Below are 14,263 nucleotides of genomic sequence, written 5' to 3' on the forward strand. Positions count from 1 at the left end.
GGTTGACTCGCACGCGATCGGCTGCCGGGCTTGCCTGCGCGCGTGGAACCCGACTGGCTCCCGCGCAGGGAAGCCGGCCGCCGAGCGGGTCTCGGCGCCGGCCGACTCGCACGCACGGCTGCCGGGCTTGCCCGCGCGCGTGGAAGCCGGGCTGACAGGCGGGCCTCGACGCCAGGCCGCCGAGCGGGCTTTGACGCGGGTTGACTCGCACGCGATCGGCTGCCGGGCTTGCCTGCGCGCGTGGAACCCGACTGGCTCCCGCGCAGGGAAGCCGGCCGCCGAGCGGGTCTCGGCGTGGGTCGACTCGCGCGCCGTATGGCTGCCGGGCTTGGCCGCGTGTGGGGAGCCGGGCTGACAGGCGGGTCTCGACGCCGGGCCGCCGAGCGGGCCTCGGCACCGGCCGTATGGCTGCCGGTCTTGGTCGCGCGCACGCGGGAGTCGACTGGCTCCCGCTGCCGGGCTTGCCCGCGCGCGGCAGCCGGGCTGACAGGCGGGTCTCGACGCCGGTCGGCGCGAGCGCAGGAAAAAGGGGCGCCCCTCCGCACAAGGGGCGCCCCTTTCGCGCCTCGCGGCGCCCGGCCGCGTGCGGCCGGCGGTCCTACTTGGCGCGATCGAAGTCGATCGCGCTGTACGCACGCAGCTTGCTCAGCCGGTGCTCCGACGTGATCTGGCGGACCGTTCCGGACTTGGACCGCATCACGATCGACTCGGTCGTCGCGGTCTCGGAGCGGTAGCGCACTCCGCGCAGCAGCTCGCCGTCGGTGATTCCGGTCGCGACGAAGAAGACGTTCTCGCCGGAGACCAGGTCGCTGGTGGTCAGGACGCGGTCGAGGTCGTGCCCGGCGTCGACCGCCCGCTGCCGCTCCTCGTCGTCCTTGGGCCACAGCTTGCCCTGGATGGTGCCGCCGAGGCACTTGACGGCGCAGGCCGAGATGATGCCCTCGGGCGTGCCGCCGATGCCGAGCAGCAGATCGATGCCAGTGCCCTCGCGCAGCGCGAGGATGGAGCCCGCGACATCGCCGTCGGAGATCAGCTTGATGCGCGCGCCGGTGTCCCGGATCTCCTTGATGATCCCGTCGTGGCGCGGCCGGTCGAGGATGACGACGGTGACGTCCTCGGGCGTGACCCGCTTGGCCTTGGCGACCCGGCGGATGTTCACCGACACGGGGGCGTTGATGTCGACGAAGTCGGCGGCCTCCGGGCCGGTGACCAGCTTGTCCATGTAGAAGACCGCGGACGGGTCGAACATGGTGCCGCGGTCGGCGGCGGCCAGCACGGCGATCGCGTTCGTCATGCCCTTGGCGGTGAGCGTGGTTCCGTCGATCGGGTCGACGGCGATGTCGCACTCGGGGCCGGTCCCGTCGCCCACGCGCTCCCCGTTGAAGAGCATCGGGGCCTCGTCCTTCTCCCCCTCGCCGATGACGACGACGCCGTTCATCGAGACGGTGGAGACGAGGGTGCGCATGGCCCGGACGGCGGCGCCGTCGGCGCCGTTCTTGTCGCCGCGGCCGACCCAGCGGCCCGCGGCCATCGCGGCGGCCTCGGTGACGCGGACGAGTTCGAGGGCGAGGTTCCGGTCGGGGGCTTCCGACGGGACTTCGAGTTCGGAGGGCAGATGATGCTCGGTCATCGACACGCACCTTTCTGATACGACGACGGCCGGATGAGGGTGATGTCCCGACTCTATCGCCAGGCTTACAAAATGAGCAGGGGGGCCCACGGATGAGCAGGCCAGGGCACCTGCGACGATAGGTCCGTGGCAGGTATGAAAGGCAAGCAGTCGGTCCGGGACATGATTCTTTCCCTGGGCCTCATCGGGCTCATGGCGGGCGTTATCTACATCTTCATCCCGCATGACGACTCCAAGCCCGATCTCCAGCGTGTCGACTACCGCGTCGAGCTGCTGACGGCTCGGCGCGCGGCGAGCTATCCGGTGGCGGCGCCCGAGGGTCTGCCCTCGGCGTGGAAGGCGACGTCGGTGCGGTACGACGGCAGCGAGTTCGACGCCTGGCATCTGGGCTTCCAGGCCCCCGACGGTCAGTACGTGGCGGTCGAGCAGTCCACTCAGCGGCCGGCCGTGTTCATCGACGCGGCGAGCCAGGGTGCGCGGCAGACGAAGGCCACCCAGCGCATCGGCGACCGGACCTGGCAGCGCTACGAGGGCGACCACTACGACGCCCTCGTCCTGGAGGGCAAGGGCTCCACGACCGTGGTGACCGGCACCGGGTCGTTCGGCACGCTGGTGAAGATGGCGCAGGCCCTGAAGACGTCGTAGACCCCGCGGCCGTAGATCCCGCGGTCGTAGACCCCGCGGCCGTACAGTCGTAGGTCCCGCATACGCCAGATCCCGCATACATATGAGAAGGCCCCCCGGCCGTAGCGCCGGGGGGCCTTCTCATGCAGGTGCAGGGTCGAACGGTGCTGCTGGTGGTGCCGGTGGAGCCGCTGGTCAGACGGTCGTGATGACCTGGTCGGCGTCCAGGCGCGGGGAGCGCGGGAACCAGGCGTCCTCGCCCGGCTTGCCGATGTTGACGATCATCAGCGGGGTGTGGTCGTCGTCCAGGAACTCCTTCTGGATACCGGCGAGGTCGGCGCCGGTCATCGGGCCCGCGGCGAGGCCTGCGGCACGGACGCCGATGATGAAGTACGCGGCCTGGAGGGCGGCGTTCATCGCGGCGGCACCCTCGCGGACCGGGCGCTCGGAGAAGAAGAGGTCCTTGGCGGCGGGGAAGTGGGGGAGCAGCGTCGGCAGCTCCTCGTGGAACTCGTTGTCCGCGGCGAGGATCGCGACCAGCGGGGCGGCGGCGGTCTTCGCCCGGTTGCCCTCGGCGAGGTGCTGCACGAGGCGCTCACGGGCTTCGGGGGAGCGGACCAGGGTGATGCGCAGCGGCGACTGGTTGAAGGCGGTCGGACCGTACTTGACCAGGTCGTAGATCGCCTGCACCTGCTCGTCGGTCACCGGCTCGTCGGTGAACGTGTTCGCGGTGCGGGCCTCGCGGAACAGCAGGTCCTGAGCGGTGGGGTCAAGGACGAGAGACATGAAGAACCTTCTCGGTATGTGCGGTGGATCCCGGGGGATCTGCTGGCGAGTACGACAGTACGACGAAGAGGTTTAAAGTTCAACGAAAACCGGGGCGTCGTGATCCGCTTCACAGATACAGGGGTTCGAAAAAGTCGCCTCACCGCGCAGCCGGCTGTCGCACAGCCCCCACCGCACAGTCGCCTCGCTTTGGAGCCGCCCCACTTCACGACGGCGGCCGGTCCCCACCAGAGCCGGCCGCGGCGGCTGTCGGCCGCTGTAGGCCGTTACTCGGAGCGGTCCGTTACCCGGAGTGCCCCGTTACTCGGAGCGGCCCGTCACTCGGAACCGGAACCGGAGCCGGTGTCCTCTCCCTGGGACTCCTCCTCGGCCAGGGCCGCGTCCAGGCGGGCCCGCGCGCCCTCCAGCCAGCGCCGGCACACCTTGGCCAGCTCCTCGCCCCGCTCCCAGAGCGCCAGGGACTCCTCCAGGGTCGTACCACCCGCCTCCAGGCGGCGTACGACCTCGATCAGCTCGTCCCGTGCCTGCTCGTACCCGAGCGCCTCGTCCACCTTGCTGGTCATTCGCCCACCCTATGCATCGACTCGAACCGTGAATTCACCCTCGGCGACCCGCGCCCGCAGCGTCTCGTCCGCCGCCACCTCGGCCGGGTCCCGGACCACATGACCGTCGGCTTTCTGCAGCACCGCGTACCCCCGCTGGAGCGTCGCGGCGGGGGAGAGGGCCACCACGCGCGCGTGGGTGTGCGTCAGCTCCGAGTCCGCGCGGTCCAGGAGATGCCCGACGGTGCGCCGGCCCCGGTCGAGCAGGGCGGCGACCTGGTCCGCCCGCTCGTCGATCATCCGGTGCGGATCCTCTATCGAGGGCCGGGCCAGCGTGTGCGCGAGGCCGCGCTCCTCGCGGTCGAGGAACGACTGGACGCAGCGCCGCGCACGGTCCCGCAGGAACCGCACCCGCTCGTACTCCTCGCCGACGTCCGGCACGGCCTTCTTGGCCGCGTCGGTCGGTGTGGACGCCCGCAGGTCGGCCACATGGTCGAGCAGCGGGTTGTCGGGCTCGTGCCCGATGGCCGACACGACGGGCGTACGGCAGGCCGCGACCGCGCGGATGAGCTGCTCGTCGGAGAACGGCAGCAGATCCTCGACGCTGCCGCCGCCGCGCGCCACGATGATCACGTCGACCTCGTCTAGCGCGTCCAGCTCCTTCACGGCCTGCAAGACCTGCGGTACGGCGTGGACGCCCTGCACGGCGACATTGCGCACCTCGAAGCGGACGGCGGGCCAGCGGTGCCGCGCGTTCTCCAGCACGTCCCGCTCGGCCGCCGACGCCCGCCCGCACACCAGCCCGATGAGCTGCGGCAGGAACGGCAGCGCCTTCTTGCGCTCGGCCGCGAACAGTCCCTCGGCCGCCAGCGACTTCTTCAGCTGCTCGAGCCGGGCGAGGAGCTCGCCCACCCCCACCGGCTTGATCTCGGCGGCCCGCAGGGACAGCTGCCCGCGCGGCGCGTACCACTCCGGCTTGGCGTGGACCACCACCCGGGCGCCCTCGCTCACCACGTCGGCGACCGCGTCGAAGACCTGCCGGTAGCAGGTCACGCCCACCGAGATGTCGTACGACGGGTCGCGCAGCGTCAGGAAGACGACGCCCGCGCCGGGGCGCCGCGACAACTGGGTGATCTGCCCCTCGACCCACACCGCGCCGAGCCGGTCGATCCATCCCCCGATGAGCCGTGACACCTCTCCGACGGGCAGCGGAGCGTCCGCGGACGTGTTGAGAGCCATGCGCCCGAGCGTAGTGGCCACCACCGACAACGCCGGCACGCGCGGCACGGGTCAGCGCGGTCCGGCCCCCGGCGACGTGACCTCGGCCGTCCGGAGCGGGTGTGCGCCCGTGACGCCGGCCCCGGGACAGCCGCTACCCGGCCTCGGACCCGGCCCGCCCGCGCTGGGCGAGCAGCACCACCAGCCCCACCGCCAGCCAGACGAGACCCACCACCTGGGCCGTTCCCGACGCCTCGACGATCACCGCGACGGTGATCGCGGCGCCCAGTACGGGAATGAGGACGTGCCGCCACCACACCACAGGACCGCCCCGGTGCCGTACGGCGAACCAGCCCACCACCGACGCGTGCAGCAGCGTGAACGCGGTCAGCGCGCCGATGTCGACCACCGAGACCAGCTTGTCGAGGCCGTCGTCGCGGCGCGCCGCCCAGACCGCGGCGACCAGCGTGATCACCGCCGCGCACAGCAGGGCAGCCCGCGGCACCCCGGAGTCGGTCCGCGCCAGCGCCCGCGGCAGCCGCCGGTCGCGGGCCATCGCGAAGACGAGACGTCCGGCCGCGGCCTGCCCGGCCAGCGCCGCGAAGGCCGCGCCGATCGCCTTGCTGACGGCCACCAGGTTGTGCAGCCACGAACCGACGGAGGCGTCCACGGCGTCGTAGAAGGCCGAACCCTGCAGGACGGGGTCGGTCGCGAGCCGCGCGGACGACAGCGGCTCCAGCAGCGCCACCAGGTAGGTCTGCGCCACGAACAGCACACCCGCCAGCGCCAGACAGAACAGCACCGCGCGGGCCACCTTCTCCGAACCGCCCGTGACCTCCTCGGCGAAGGAGGCGATCGCGTCGAAGCCCAGGAAGGAGAGGACGGCGACCGAGACGGCGCCGATGACCGCCGACAGCGCGAACGCGCCCTGTGTCCCGTCACCCGACAGCGGGGACAGCCAGTCGCGGTGCGTCCCGTCGCGCGCGAGCACCACGGCCGCCGACACGACGAAGACAAGAAGGACCGCGATTTCCATCGCGAGCACCAGAAAGCCGACCCGCGCCGCCGTGCGGACCCCCCAGAGGTTGAGGAACGTCGTGACGACGACGGCGAGCGTGGTCCACACCCACCGGGAAACCTCCGGGACCAGCGAGTTCATCGCGATCCCGGAGAACAGATAGGCCACCGCCGGAATGAGCAGATAGTCCAGCATCACCATCCACCCCGCGATGAACCCGGCCTCCTTGCCGAGCCCCGCGCGCGCGTAGGCGAACACCGAACCCGCCCGGGGGACCACCCGGACCATCTGGGCGTAGCTGAAGGCGGTGAACGCCATGGCGACCGTGGCGACGAGGTAGACCAGCGCGACCGCCCCGTGCGATTTCGCGTCCAGGGTCCCGAAGACCCCGACCGGCGCCATCGGGGCGATGAACAGCAGCCCGTAGACGACCAGGTCCCGGAAGCCGAGGCTGCGCCGCAGTCCGTGTCCGGCCGAGGCCGTACCGGCGGTGGCCTGCCTGTCGGACATGGCATCTCCCGAGGATCGCGCCCGGCCCCACCCCTTCGGCTCCCCACAGTCTCTCCGAGCAGGCGATCACCCACCTCTCCAACAGGAGATCCCCGACCTCTCCAAGGAGGCGATCCTTGGCCTGACGGGCGCGGCCTTACGATGGGGGGCATGACTGCTTCGCCTGGCCGCCGTGTCCTGCTCGCCGCCCCCCGTGGCTACTGCGCGGGCGTGGACCGCGCCGTGATCGCCGTCGAGAAGGCCCTTGAGCAGTACGGGGCCCCGATCTATGTCCGTCACGAGATCGTGCACAACAAGTACGTCGTGCAGACCCTGGAGAAGAAGGGCGCGATCTTCGTCGAGCAGACGGCGGAGGTCCCCGAGGGGTCCATCGTCATGTTCTCGGCGCACGGCGTGTCCCCCGTCGTCCACGACGAGGCCGCCGCCGGCAGGCTCGCCACCATCGACGCGACGTGCCCCCTGGTGACCAAGGTCCACAAGGAAGCCGTCCGCTTCGCGGGCGAGGACTTCGACATCCTCCTCATCGGGCACGAGGGCCACGAAGAGGTCATCGGCACCTCTGGAGAGGCGCCCGACCACATCACCCTGGTCGACGGCCCCGAGGATGTCGCCAAGGTCGAGGTCCGCGACCCTTCCAAGGTCGTCTGGCTCTCCCAGACCACCCTCTCGGTCGACGAGACCATGGAGACGGTCGACGCCCTGAAGGAGAAGTTCCCGCTCCTCATCTCCCCGCCGAGCGACGACATCTGCTACGCCACGCAGAACCGCCAGCTCGCCGTGAAGCAGATGGGTGCGGAGGCCGAGCTGGTCATCGTGGTCGGATCCCGCAACTCCTCCAACTCGGTGCGCCTGGTCGAGGTCGCCAAGCTGGCCGGCTCCCGCGCGGCCTACCTCGTGGACTTCGCCGGCGAGATCGACGAGGCGTGGCTGGAGGGCGTGAGCACGGTCGGTGTCACCTCCGGCGCCTCCGTCCCCGAGATCCTCGTCGAGCAGGTCCTGGAGTTCCTGTCCGAGCGCGGCTTCGAGGACGTGGAGATCGTCAAGGCCGCCGAGGAGTCCATCACCTTCTCGCTCCCCAAGGAGCTGCGCCGCGATCTGCGTGCCGAGGCTGCCGCGCTGGTGGCGGAGCGCACCGGCGGTACGCCCGGGAAGTGACGGTCAGTCGGACGACGTAACGTGGGTCCATGAAGATCTTCGGTGTGGACATTGGCGGATCCGGGATCAAGGGTGCCCCTGTGGACCTTGATCGCGGGGACCTGGCGGAGGAGCGCTTCAAGGTGCTCACTCCGCAACCCGCGACGCCCGACGCGGTGGCCGACGGCGTGAAGGAAGTCATCGGTCACTTCGGCTGGACGGGCCCGGTGGGCATCACGTTCCCCGGTGTGGTGACCGGTGGTTCCACCATCCGTACGGCGGCCAATGTCGACAAGGCCTGGATCGACACCGACGCGCGCGCGTTGCTCGGTGAGCGGCTGGGCGGTCTGCCGGTGACCGTGCTGAACGACGCGGACGCGGCGGGTGTCGCCGAGATGGAGTTCGGCGCCGGGAAGGGCCGTAGAGGCACGGTCATCCTGCTCACCTTCGGCACCGGCATCGGCAGCGCCCTCTTCATCGACGGCGAACTGGTCCCGAACACCGAGCTGGGGCACCTGGAACTGCACGGCCACGAAGCCGAGAAGCGGGCCTCCACCAAGGCCAAGGACGACAATGAACTGACGTGGGAGCACTGGGCGCGCCGCGTCACCAAGTACCTCGCGCATGTCGAGATGCTCTTCTCCCCTGAACTCTTCATCATCGGCGGCGGCGTCAGCCGCAAGGCCGACAAGTTCCTGCCGCTGATCGAGGACATCAAGGCGGAGATCGTCCCGGCGCAGCTCCAGAACAACGCGGGGATCGTGGGCGCGGCGATGCGAGCGGCGCAGCTCGCTCACTAGCGGCGCGGCCGCCCGCGAGGGTACGGGCGGGCGACGGTACGAGAGGGTCAGCGGGCCTGTCTGTCGGGCGGCAGGCCCCGCGCCTGCGCCCGTCGCCGGGCGGCCCGGCGGCTCATCAGGCGGACCCTGCGGACGGTCACGACGAGGACCGCGACCAGTGTCCCGCCGTACAGCCAGCCGGCCTGCAGGGCGAGGCCGGTGACCAGGCCCATGAAGCGGCCGCCGATGCCGCCTCCGCTGTCGGCGATCGGCAGCATCCCGAAGGTGAAGGCGATCGGTACGACCACGGGGGCGGTCACCAGGTCACCGGGCCGCACCCACAGCGCGGTCAGCACGCACACCGGCAGAAACAGCACCCCGTACACCGTCGGCGATCCGCCGAACAGCAGGTGGTCGAGGCAGGCGAGCGCGAACATGAACGCGCCGCAGAACAGCCCGCCGCCGAGCCCGGTCAGCCTCGGACGCGACGTCCGGCGCGTCTCCCCGACGCCCGCGGGTGGGGGTCGCCGCGCCACCGGGGCATCCCGTCGGACACCGCCGCCCGCCGCCCGCCCGGCCTGCGCCGGAACGGGTGCGCCGCGTCGCGGTCTGTACTGAGGGGGACGCGTCCTGTGTTGCTCCACTGGACCAACTTAGGTCGTTTTATGTGTGGAATGGCTCATCGGACACGCCGGAGACCAGCCGAAGGCGAGGCCGTGGAAAGAGCTTGGCCATGCGTTCGATACCTCGCGGGCCGGGGCCGGCTCACGCCGTAGACTGGTGGATCGGCCCGCTCTCCTGGAGGGCCCTTCGCCCATCCTCTCGTACGGGAAGTCGCAACGTGTCGCTCACGATCGGAATCGTCGGTCTGCCCAATGTCGGCAAGTCGACCCTGTTCAACGCCCTGACCAAGAACGACGTGCTCGCGGCCAACTACCCGTTCGCCACGATCGAGCCCAACGTCGGTGTGGTCGGCGTCCCCGACGCCCGTCTCACCAAGCTGGCCGAGATCTTCTCCTCGCAGCGCCTCCTCCCGGCGACCGTCGACTTCGTCGACATCGCCGGCATCGTGAAGGGCGCCTCCGAGGGCGAGGGCCTGGGCAACAAGTTCCTCGCGAACATCCGTGAGTCGGACGCGATCTGCCAGGTCATCCGTGCCTTCAAGGACGAGAACGTCGTGCACGTCGACGGCAAGGTCTCGCCCAAGGACGACATCGAGACGATCAACACCGAGCTGATCCTCGCCGACCTCCAGACGATCGAGAAGGTCCTGCCGCGCCTCCAGAAGGAGTCGCGCATCAAGAAGGACGTCGTGCCCAAGGTCGCGGCGGTCGAGGCGGCCAAGGAGATCCTGGAGAAGGGCGACACGCTCTTCTCCGTGGGCATCGTGCAGGGCTCCGGCAACGAGGAGCTGCTGCACGACCTGCACCTGCTCACCACCAAGCCGTTCCTGTACGTCTTCAACGTGGACGAGGACGAGCTGGTCGACGACGACTTCAAGGCCGAGCAGCGCGCCCTGGTCGCCCCCGCCGAGGCGATCTTCCTCAACGCCAAGCTGGAGCAGGACCTCGCCGAGCTCGACGAGGAGGACGCCATGGAGCTCCTGGAGTCGGTGGGCGCCGAGGAGCCCGGGCTCGCCACGCTGGCCCGCGTCGGCTTCAACACCCTCGGCCTGCAGACCTACCTGACGGCAGGCCCCAAGGAATCCCGCGCCTGGACGATCAAGAAGGGCGCCACCGCCCCCGAGGCCGCCGGTGTCATCCACACCGACTTCCAGAAGGGCTTCATCAAGGCCGAGGTCATCTCCTTCGCCGACCTGGTCGAGACGGGCTCGGTCGCCGAGGCCCGCGCCAAGGGCAAGGCCCGCATGGAGGGCAAGGAGTACGTCATGCAGGACGGCGACGTGGTGGAGTTCCGCTTCAACGTGTGAGCGGATGGAACAACGCCACGTTGGCGGTCTGGCAAACATGCGGTCAGGTGGGGTCCGGTCCTTCGGGGTCGGGCCCTTTGTTCTTCCCCGTGCCGGGATGGTGTCGGGAAATCCCGCAGTCACCTCCGTACGCGCCGCTCCTCCGCCTGGCCGTCCGAGGTGAAGTAAGATTCAATCTACGTAAGAATCTATCTACGTTTCACCCTGGGGGTGTGTCGTGGAGTTCCAGGGCCGGGCTGGAGATCTTGAGCTGCTGGCCGAGCAGTACCGGACGGTGGCAGAGGGTGGTGGAGCCACTCGAGGGCGGGCTGTGATCATGACCGGTCGGCGCCGCGTGGGGAAGTCGCGGCTGGTCCAGGAGTTCTGCGACCGCTCGGGAGCGCCGTACGTGGTGTTCCAGGCCACCCGGGGGCGTAACCCCGTGACGGAGCGCGCCGACTTCGTCGCGACCCTCGCGCAGTCTCCACTGCCGGGGGCGGAGCTGATCGCCGGCCTCCAGGCGCAGGACTGGAACCAGGCCCTGCGCTCGCTGGCGCTCGCGGTACCCGATGACTCACCCAGCATCGCGGTGATCGACGAGGTGCCCTGGCTGGTCGAGCAGGATCAGGAATTCGAGGGCGCGCTCCAAACCGTCTGGGACCGCCACCTCTCTTCCAAGCCCGTACTCCTGCTGCTGGTCGGCAGCGATACATCGGTGATGGAGGCACTGCAGTCGTACGGGCGCCCTTTCTTCGGCCGGGCGGCGAAAATGACCGTCCGTCCCCTGAACCTGGCCGACGTGCAGGCCATGACCGAGCTCGACGCCGCAGCAGCCGTCGACGCCCAGTTGATCACGGGCGGATTCCCCGAGATCGTGCAGTCCTGGCGACCGGGAATGGGGCGTACGGCGTTCTTGCGGGCCTCGGTCGCCAATCCTCTCTCGCCCCTGCTGGTGGCCGGCGAGCTGTCCCTGCTGGGCGAGTTCCCCGAGACTTCGCATGCACGGGCCGTACTGGAAGCGGTCGGCAGCGGTGAGCGCACGTTCAGCGCGATCGCGGCCCGGGTCGGTGGCGCCGGCGCCCTGCCGTCCGGCACGCTGTCCCCGCTGCTGACCATGCTGCAGGCCAAGGGAGTCCTGGCCGCCGATCTCCCCCTGTCCGTCAAGCCGGACAGCAAGAACAAGCGCTACCGGATCGCCGACCCGTATCTGCGGTTCTGGTTGGCCTTTCTGGCGCGCGCGATCCCGCTGATCGAGCGTGGCCGCGGTGACTTGGCGATGGAACGCATCGAGCGGTCATGGACCACCTGGCGCGGGCGGGCGGTCGAGCCACTGATCCGCGCGTCCTTGCTGCGGCTGATGCCCGATGACGAGTGGCCCGAGACCGAGGCCATCGGCGGTTGGTGGAACCGTCGGAACAACCCCGAGATCGATCTCGTCGGTGCGGACCGCGAACCGGCGGCCCAGCAAGTGCACTTCGTCGGATCGGTCAAGTGGCTGGAGACCCAGCCGTTCGGCCGTCATGAGTACGACGCCTTGGTACGCGACATGCTCGCCGTCCCCGGGACCGCCCCGCACACTCCGCTGATCGCGGTCTCCCGCTGCGGGGTGGCCGATGATCTGCCGCTGACCGCGCACTGGGGACCGGAGGACCTCGTTCGGGCCTGGCAGTCCCGTTAGCGGAACTCCGCAGGGCCCCGAGAACGTCCGTCGGGGCCCTGTCCTCGCGGTGGGAGGATGCGGGGAGGGCGAGGAGGGGCGGGAAGTGTGGGGCGTGGCGAGCGGGACAGGGTCGCGCGGGGAGCGCGACTGTACGAGGCGGCGCGGACCGTGGTCGGTGACCACGGAGCGGCGGTGGAGGCGGTACGGGCGGCACTGAAGCCGATTCACGACGCGGCGGTCAAGCGGGAGCTCGACGCCATCCCTGTCGCCCGACTGCAGGACGTCACCGAAGGGCGGCTGCGGCTGGGGAGCTTGGAGAAGAGCAGGCTGCGCACCGTGGGCGGTGTTCTCGAAGCGGGCCCCTACCGGTTGAGGCAGATCCCCGGTGTCGGGCAGCGCACCGTCGACCAGATGCTCGCCGCCGCCCGTCGGCTCGCCGAGGCCGTGCACGAGACCGTCGCCGTCCACATCGACGTGGACCGGCCGGAGCCGGGCACCACCGCGCTCGTCCGGGCCCTGCACGTACTGGTGGAGGCCGGCCCGGACGCTCGCCGTGCGGTCGGCCGGGCCGCCGTCCTGTCGGAACGGCTCGGCCCGTTGCTCGCCGACGCCAGGCCCGCCGCTGGACGGTTCCGGATGCTTCTGGCGCGCCAGGAGAAGAAGACTCGCGCGCTGGCCGCGGTCACCGAGATCCGGTCGCTGGTGGACGAGGCGGAGCGGGCGGGCCTGCCCGGGCTGCTTGCCCAGACATCGGTGGACCTGCTCCGAGGGCCTTCGTCCGACATCGCGGCCTGGGTGGACTTCGAATTCCGTTCCGCCGAGTACTACAGCCTGCTCGCCGAGATCTCCGAACACCTGCCGGACCCGGCCGCCGCCGAGGGCTTCCTGCCGGACGAGATTGCCGAGCGGGTGCGGAAGCAACACCTCGACGACGCGCACCGGCGGGTCTCCCTGCGCGGCTACCAGGCGTTCGGCGCGCAGTTCGCGCTCGCCCAGCGCAAGGTGATACTCGGCGACGAGATGGGCCTCGGGAAGACCATCCAGGCGATCGCCGTGCTGGCCCACCTGGCCGGCGAGGGGCAGAGCCACTTCATGGTCGTCTGCCCGGTGAGCGTCCTCGTGAACTGGACACGGGAGATCGAGGCCCGCAGCGCCCTTCGGGTCATGGTGCTCCACGGCCCCGATCGCCACCGTGCCCTGGCCGACTGGAAAGGGCGGGGCGGGGTCGCGGTGACCACGTTCGACGCGCTGCGCGGTTTTCCCGCGCCGGGCGCCGGGGAGGTCGGGCTGCTCGTGGTCGACGAAGCGCACTTCGTGAAGAACCCCAAGGCCAAGCGGTCCCAGGCGGTCGCCCTGTGGGCGGAGCGCTGCGGGCGCGCCCTCTTCATGACCGGAACCCCGATGGAGAACAGGGTCATGGAGTTCCGCGACCTGGTCCGGATGCTCGACGGCGACGTCGCGGACTCCCTGGGCGAACGGGGCGCGCTGGCCGGATCGGTCGCCTTCCGCAAGGCCGTGGCCCCGGTCTACCTGCGACGCAACCAGGAGGACGTGCTGACGGAACTCCCCAGTCTCCAGCGGACCGACGAGTGGGAGGAGTTGAGCGCGTCGGACGAGGAGGCATACCGCGATGCCGTGCGCGCGGGCAACTTCATGGCGATGCGCAGGGCCGCCTACATGCGCCCCGAGAAGTCGGCCAAGCTGGACCGGCTCCGGGAGATCGTCCAGGAGGCCGGCGAGAACGGGCAGAAGACGGTGGTCTTCTCCAATTTCAAGGACGTACTGGGCGTGGTGAAGGAAGAACTCACGGCTGGAACCTCCGACGGCACTCCCCTGTTCGGTCCGCTCACGGGGGGTGTCCCGGCCGGGCGGCGGCAGCAGATCGTCGACGACTTCGCCGGCGTCTCGGGCCCCGCGGTGCTCCTGGCGCAGATCCAGGCGGCGGGCATCGGCCTCAATATCCAGGCCGCCTCGGTCGTCGTCATCTGCGAACCCCAGATCAAGCCGACCATCGAACACCAGGCGGTGGCCCGGGCCCACCGGATGGGCCAGGTCAGGCCGGTTCGTGTGCACCGGCTCCTCGCCACCGGGGGAGTGGACGAACGCATGGTGAAGATGCTGGAGAACAAGACCCGCCTCTTCGACGCCTATGCCCGCCGCAGCGCCGTGGCCGAAGCCACCCCGGACGCGGTCGACGTGTCGGACACCGAGCTGGCCCGCCGGATCGTCGAGGAGGAACAGGCGCGTCTGGGTATGACCGTGTGAGCCATGGCGCTGTGGTGGCGCTCTGATCGACCGGGGTCAGGGAGTGTGCCGGGCGGCTGAGTGGATCGCCGGACGCGCCGTGCCCAGGTGGTCGGGCGGCGTCGCCCGGTCGAGGAGGATCCCGGCGACGGTCGCGAGCGGGCTTCGCGGCGACCGCGGCCGCGACCTTGTTGATGCCCACTCGGGCC

General features: G+C 70.4%; 12 protein-coding genes. 6 read left to right on the top strand and 6 right to left on the bottom strand.

Going from position 1 to position 14,263, the window contains the following annotated elements:
* Positions 1 to 598: 598 nt before the first annotated feature.
* Positions 599 to 1,630 carry a class II fructose-bisphosphatase gene (gene glpX / locus ACZ4N5_RS04055; RefSeq protein WP_355847699.1) on the bottom strand — a complete coding sequence of 344 codons (1,032 nt, stop codon included), beginning with the start codon at positions 1,628 to 1,630 and terminating at the stop codon, positions 599 to 601.
* Positions 1,631 to 1,756: 126 nt separating this feature from the next.
* Between glpX and ACZ4N5_RS04060 the strand changes: the two genes are divergently transcribed.
* Entirely contained in the window at positions 1,757 to 2,275 is a 519-nt protein-coding gene (locus ACZ4N5_RS04060; RefSeq protein WP_467755567.1) for a DUF4245 domain-containing protein, read from the top strand.
* A 174-nt stretch (positions 2,276 to 2,449) separates the two neighbouring features.
* Here the strand turns inward: ACZ4N5_RS04060 and ACZ4N5_RS04065 are convergent, their stop codons facing one another.
* The 4 genes from ACZ4N5_RS04065 to ACZ4N5_RS04080 all read right to left on the bottom strand — a co-directional run bounded on the left by ACZ4N5_RS04065 (position 2,450) and on the right by ACZ4N5_RS04080 (position 6,328).
* Positions 2,450 to 3,040 (bottom strand): malonic semialdehyde reductase, encoded by a 591-nt coding sequence (locus tag ACZ4N5_RS04065; RefSeq protein ID WP_261702278.1) that lies wholly within the window; start codon positions 3,038 to 3,040, stop codon positions 2,450 to 2,452.
* A gap of 317 nt (positions 3,041 to 3,357) precedes the next feature.
* Entirely contained in the window at positions 3,358 to 3,603 is a 246-nt protein-coding gene (locus ACZ4N5_RS04070) for an exodeoxyribonuclease VII small subunit (RefSeq protein ID WP_467755568.1), read from the bottom strand.
* 9 nt (positions 3,604 to 3,612) lie between these two features.
* Entirely contained in the window at positions 3,613 to 4,821 is a 1,209-nt protein-coding gene (xseA, locus tag ACZ4N5_RS04075; RefSeq protein ID WP_467755569.1) for an exodeoxyribonuclease VII large subunit, read from the bottom strand.
* 133 nt (positions 4,822 to 4,954) lie between these two features.
* The gene (locus tag ACZ4N5_RS04080; protein WP_467755570.1) at positions 4,955 to 6,328 is read right to left on the bottom strand and encodes an APC family permease; all 1,374 of its coding nucleotides are present in this window, start codon (positions 6,326 to 6,328) and stop codon (positions 4,955 to 4,957) included.
* Positions 6,329 to 6,469: 141 nt separating this feature from the next.
* Here ACZ4N5_RS04080 and ACZ4N5_RS04085 point away from each other — a divergent pair, with 141 nt between their 5' ends.
* Positions 6,470 to 7,483 (top strand): 4-hydroxy-3-methylbut-2-enyl diphosphate reductase, encoded by a 1,014-nt coding sequence (locus tag ACZ4N5_RS04085; protein WP_467755571.1) that lies wholly within the window; start codon positions 6,470 to 6,472, stop codon positions 7,481 to 7,483.
* Positions 7,484 to 7,512: 29 nt separating this feature from the next.
* On the top strand, positions 7,513 to 8,262 hold the full coding sequence (gene ppgK / locus ACZ4N5_RS04090; RefSeq protein ID WP_467755572.1) for a polyphosphate--glucose phosphotransferase: 750 nt from the start codon (positions 7,513 to 7,515) through the stop codon (positions 8,260 to 8,262).
* Between the two features lie 47 nt (positions 8,263 to 8,309).
* Here the strand turns inward: ppgK and ACZ4N5_RS04095 are convergent, their stop codons facing one another.
* The gene (locus ACZ4N5_RS04095) at positions 8,310 to 8,777 is read right to left on the bottom strand and encodes a DUF6542 domain-containing protein (RefSeq protein ID WP_467755573.1); all 468 of its coding nucleotides are present in this window, start codon (positions 8,775 to 8,777) and stop codon (positions 8,310 to 8,312) included.
* Positions 8,778 to 9,082: 305 nt separating this feature from the next.
* On the opposite strand from ACZ4N5_RS04095, the gene ychF reads away from it, so the two are divergent.
* From ychF to ACZ4N5_RS04110, 3 genes are all read left to right on the top strand, one after another.
* Entirely contained in the window at positions 9,083 to 10,171 is a 1,089-nt protein-coding gene (gene ychF, locus ACZ4N5_RS04100; RefSeq protein ID WP_467755574.1) for a redox-regulated ATPase YchF, read from the top strand.
* A gap of 217 nt (positions 10,172 to 10,388) precedes the next feature.
* Entirely contained in the window at positions 10,389 to 11,828 is a 1,440-nt protein-coding gene (locus ACZ4N5_RS04105) for an ATP-binding protein (protein ID WP_467755575.1), read from the top strand.
* A gap of 57 nt (positions 11,829 to 11,885) precedes the next feature.
* A complete protein-coding gene (locus tag ACZ4N5_RS04110; RefSeq protein WP_467755576.1) occupies positions 11,886 to 14,075 on the top strand; it encodes a DEAD/DEAH box helicase in 2,190 nt (729 codons plus the stop codon).
* Positions 14,076 to 14,263 lie beyond the last annotated feature (188 nt).

The organism is Streptomyces sp. NPDC026500 (assembly GCF_055567635.1).

Excerpts from the sequence above, each read along its gene's own strand:
- ACZ4N5_RS04110 (WP_467755576.1), top strand. The coding sequence starts at position 11,886 with ATGCGGGGAGGGCGAGGAGGGGCGGGAAGTGTGGGGCGTGGCGAGCGG.
- xseA (WP_467755569.1), bottom strand. The coding sequence starts at position 4,821 with ATGGCTCTCAACACGTCCGCGGACGCTCCGCTGCCCGTCGGAGAGGTG.
- ACZ4N5_RS04085 (WP_467755571.1), top strand. The coding sequence starts at position 6,470 with ATGGGGGGCATGACTGCTTCGCCTGGCCGCCGTGTCCTGCTCGCCGCC.
- ACZ4N5_RS04070 (WP_467755568.1), bottom strand. The coding sequence starts at position 3,603 with ATGACCAGCAAGGTGGACGAGGCGCTCGGGTACGAGCAGGCACGGGAC.
- ppgK (WP_467755572.1), top strand. The coding sequence starts at position 7,513 with ATGAAGATCTTCGGTGTGGACATTGGCGGATCCGGGATCAAGGGTGCC.
- ACZ4N5_RS04065 (WP_261702278.1), bottom strand. The coding sequence starts at position 3,040 with ATGTCTCTCGTCCTTGACCCCACCGCTCAGGACCTGCTGTTCCGCGAG.
- ACZ4N5_RS04080 (WP_467755570.1), bottom strand. The coding sequence starts at position 6,328 with ATGTCCGACAGGCAGGCCACCGCCGGTACGGCCTCGGCCGGACACGGA.
- glpX (WP_355847699.1), bottom strand. The coding sequence starts at position 1,630 with ATGACCGAGCATCATCTGCCCTCCGAACTCGAAGTCCCGTCGGAAGCC.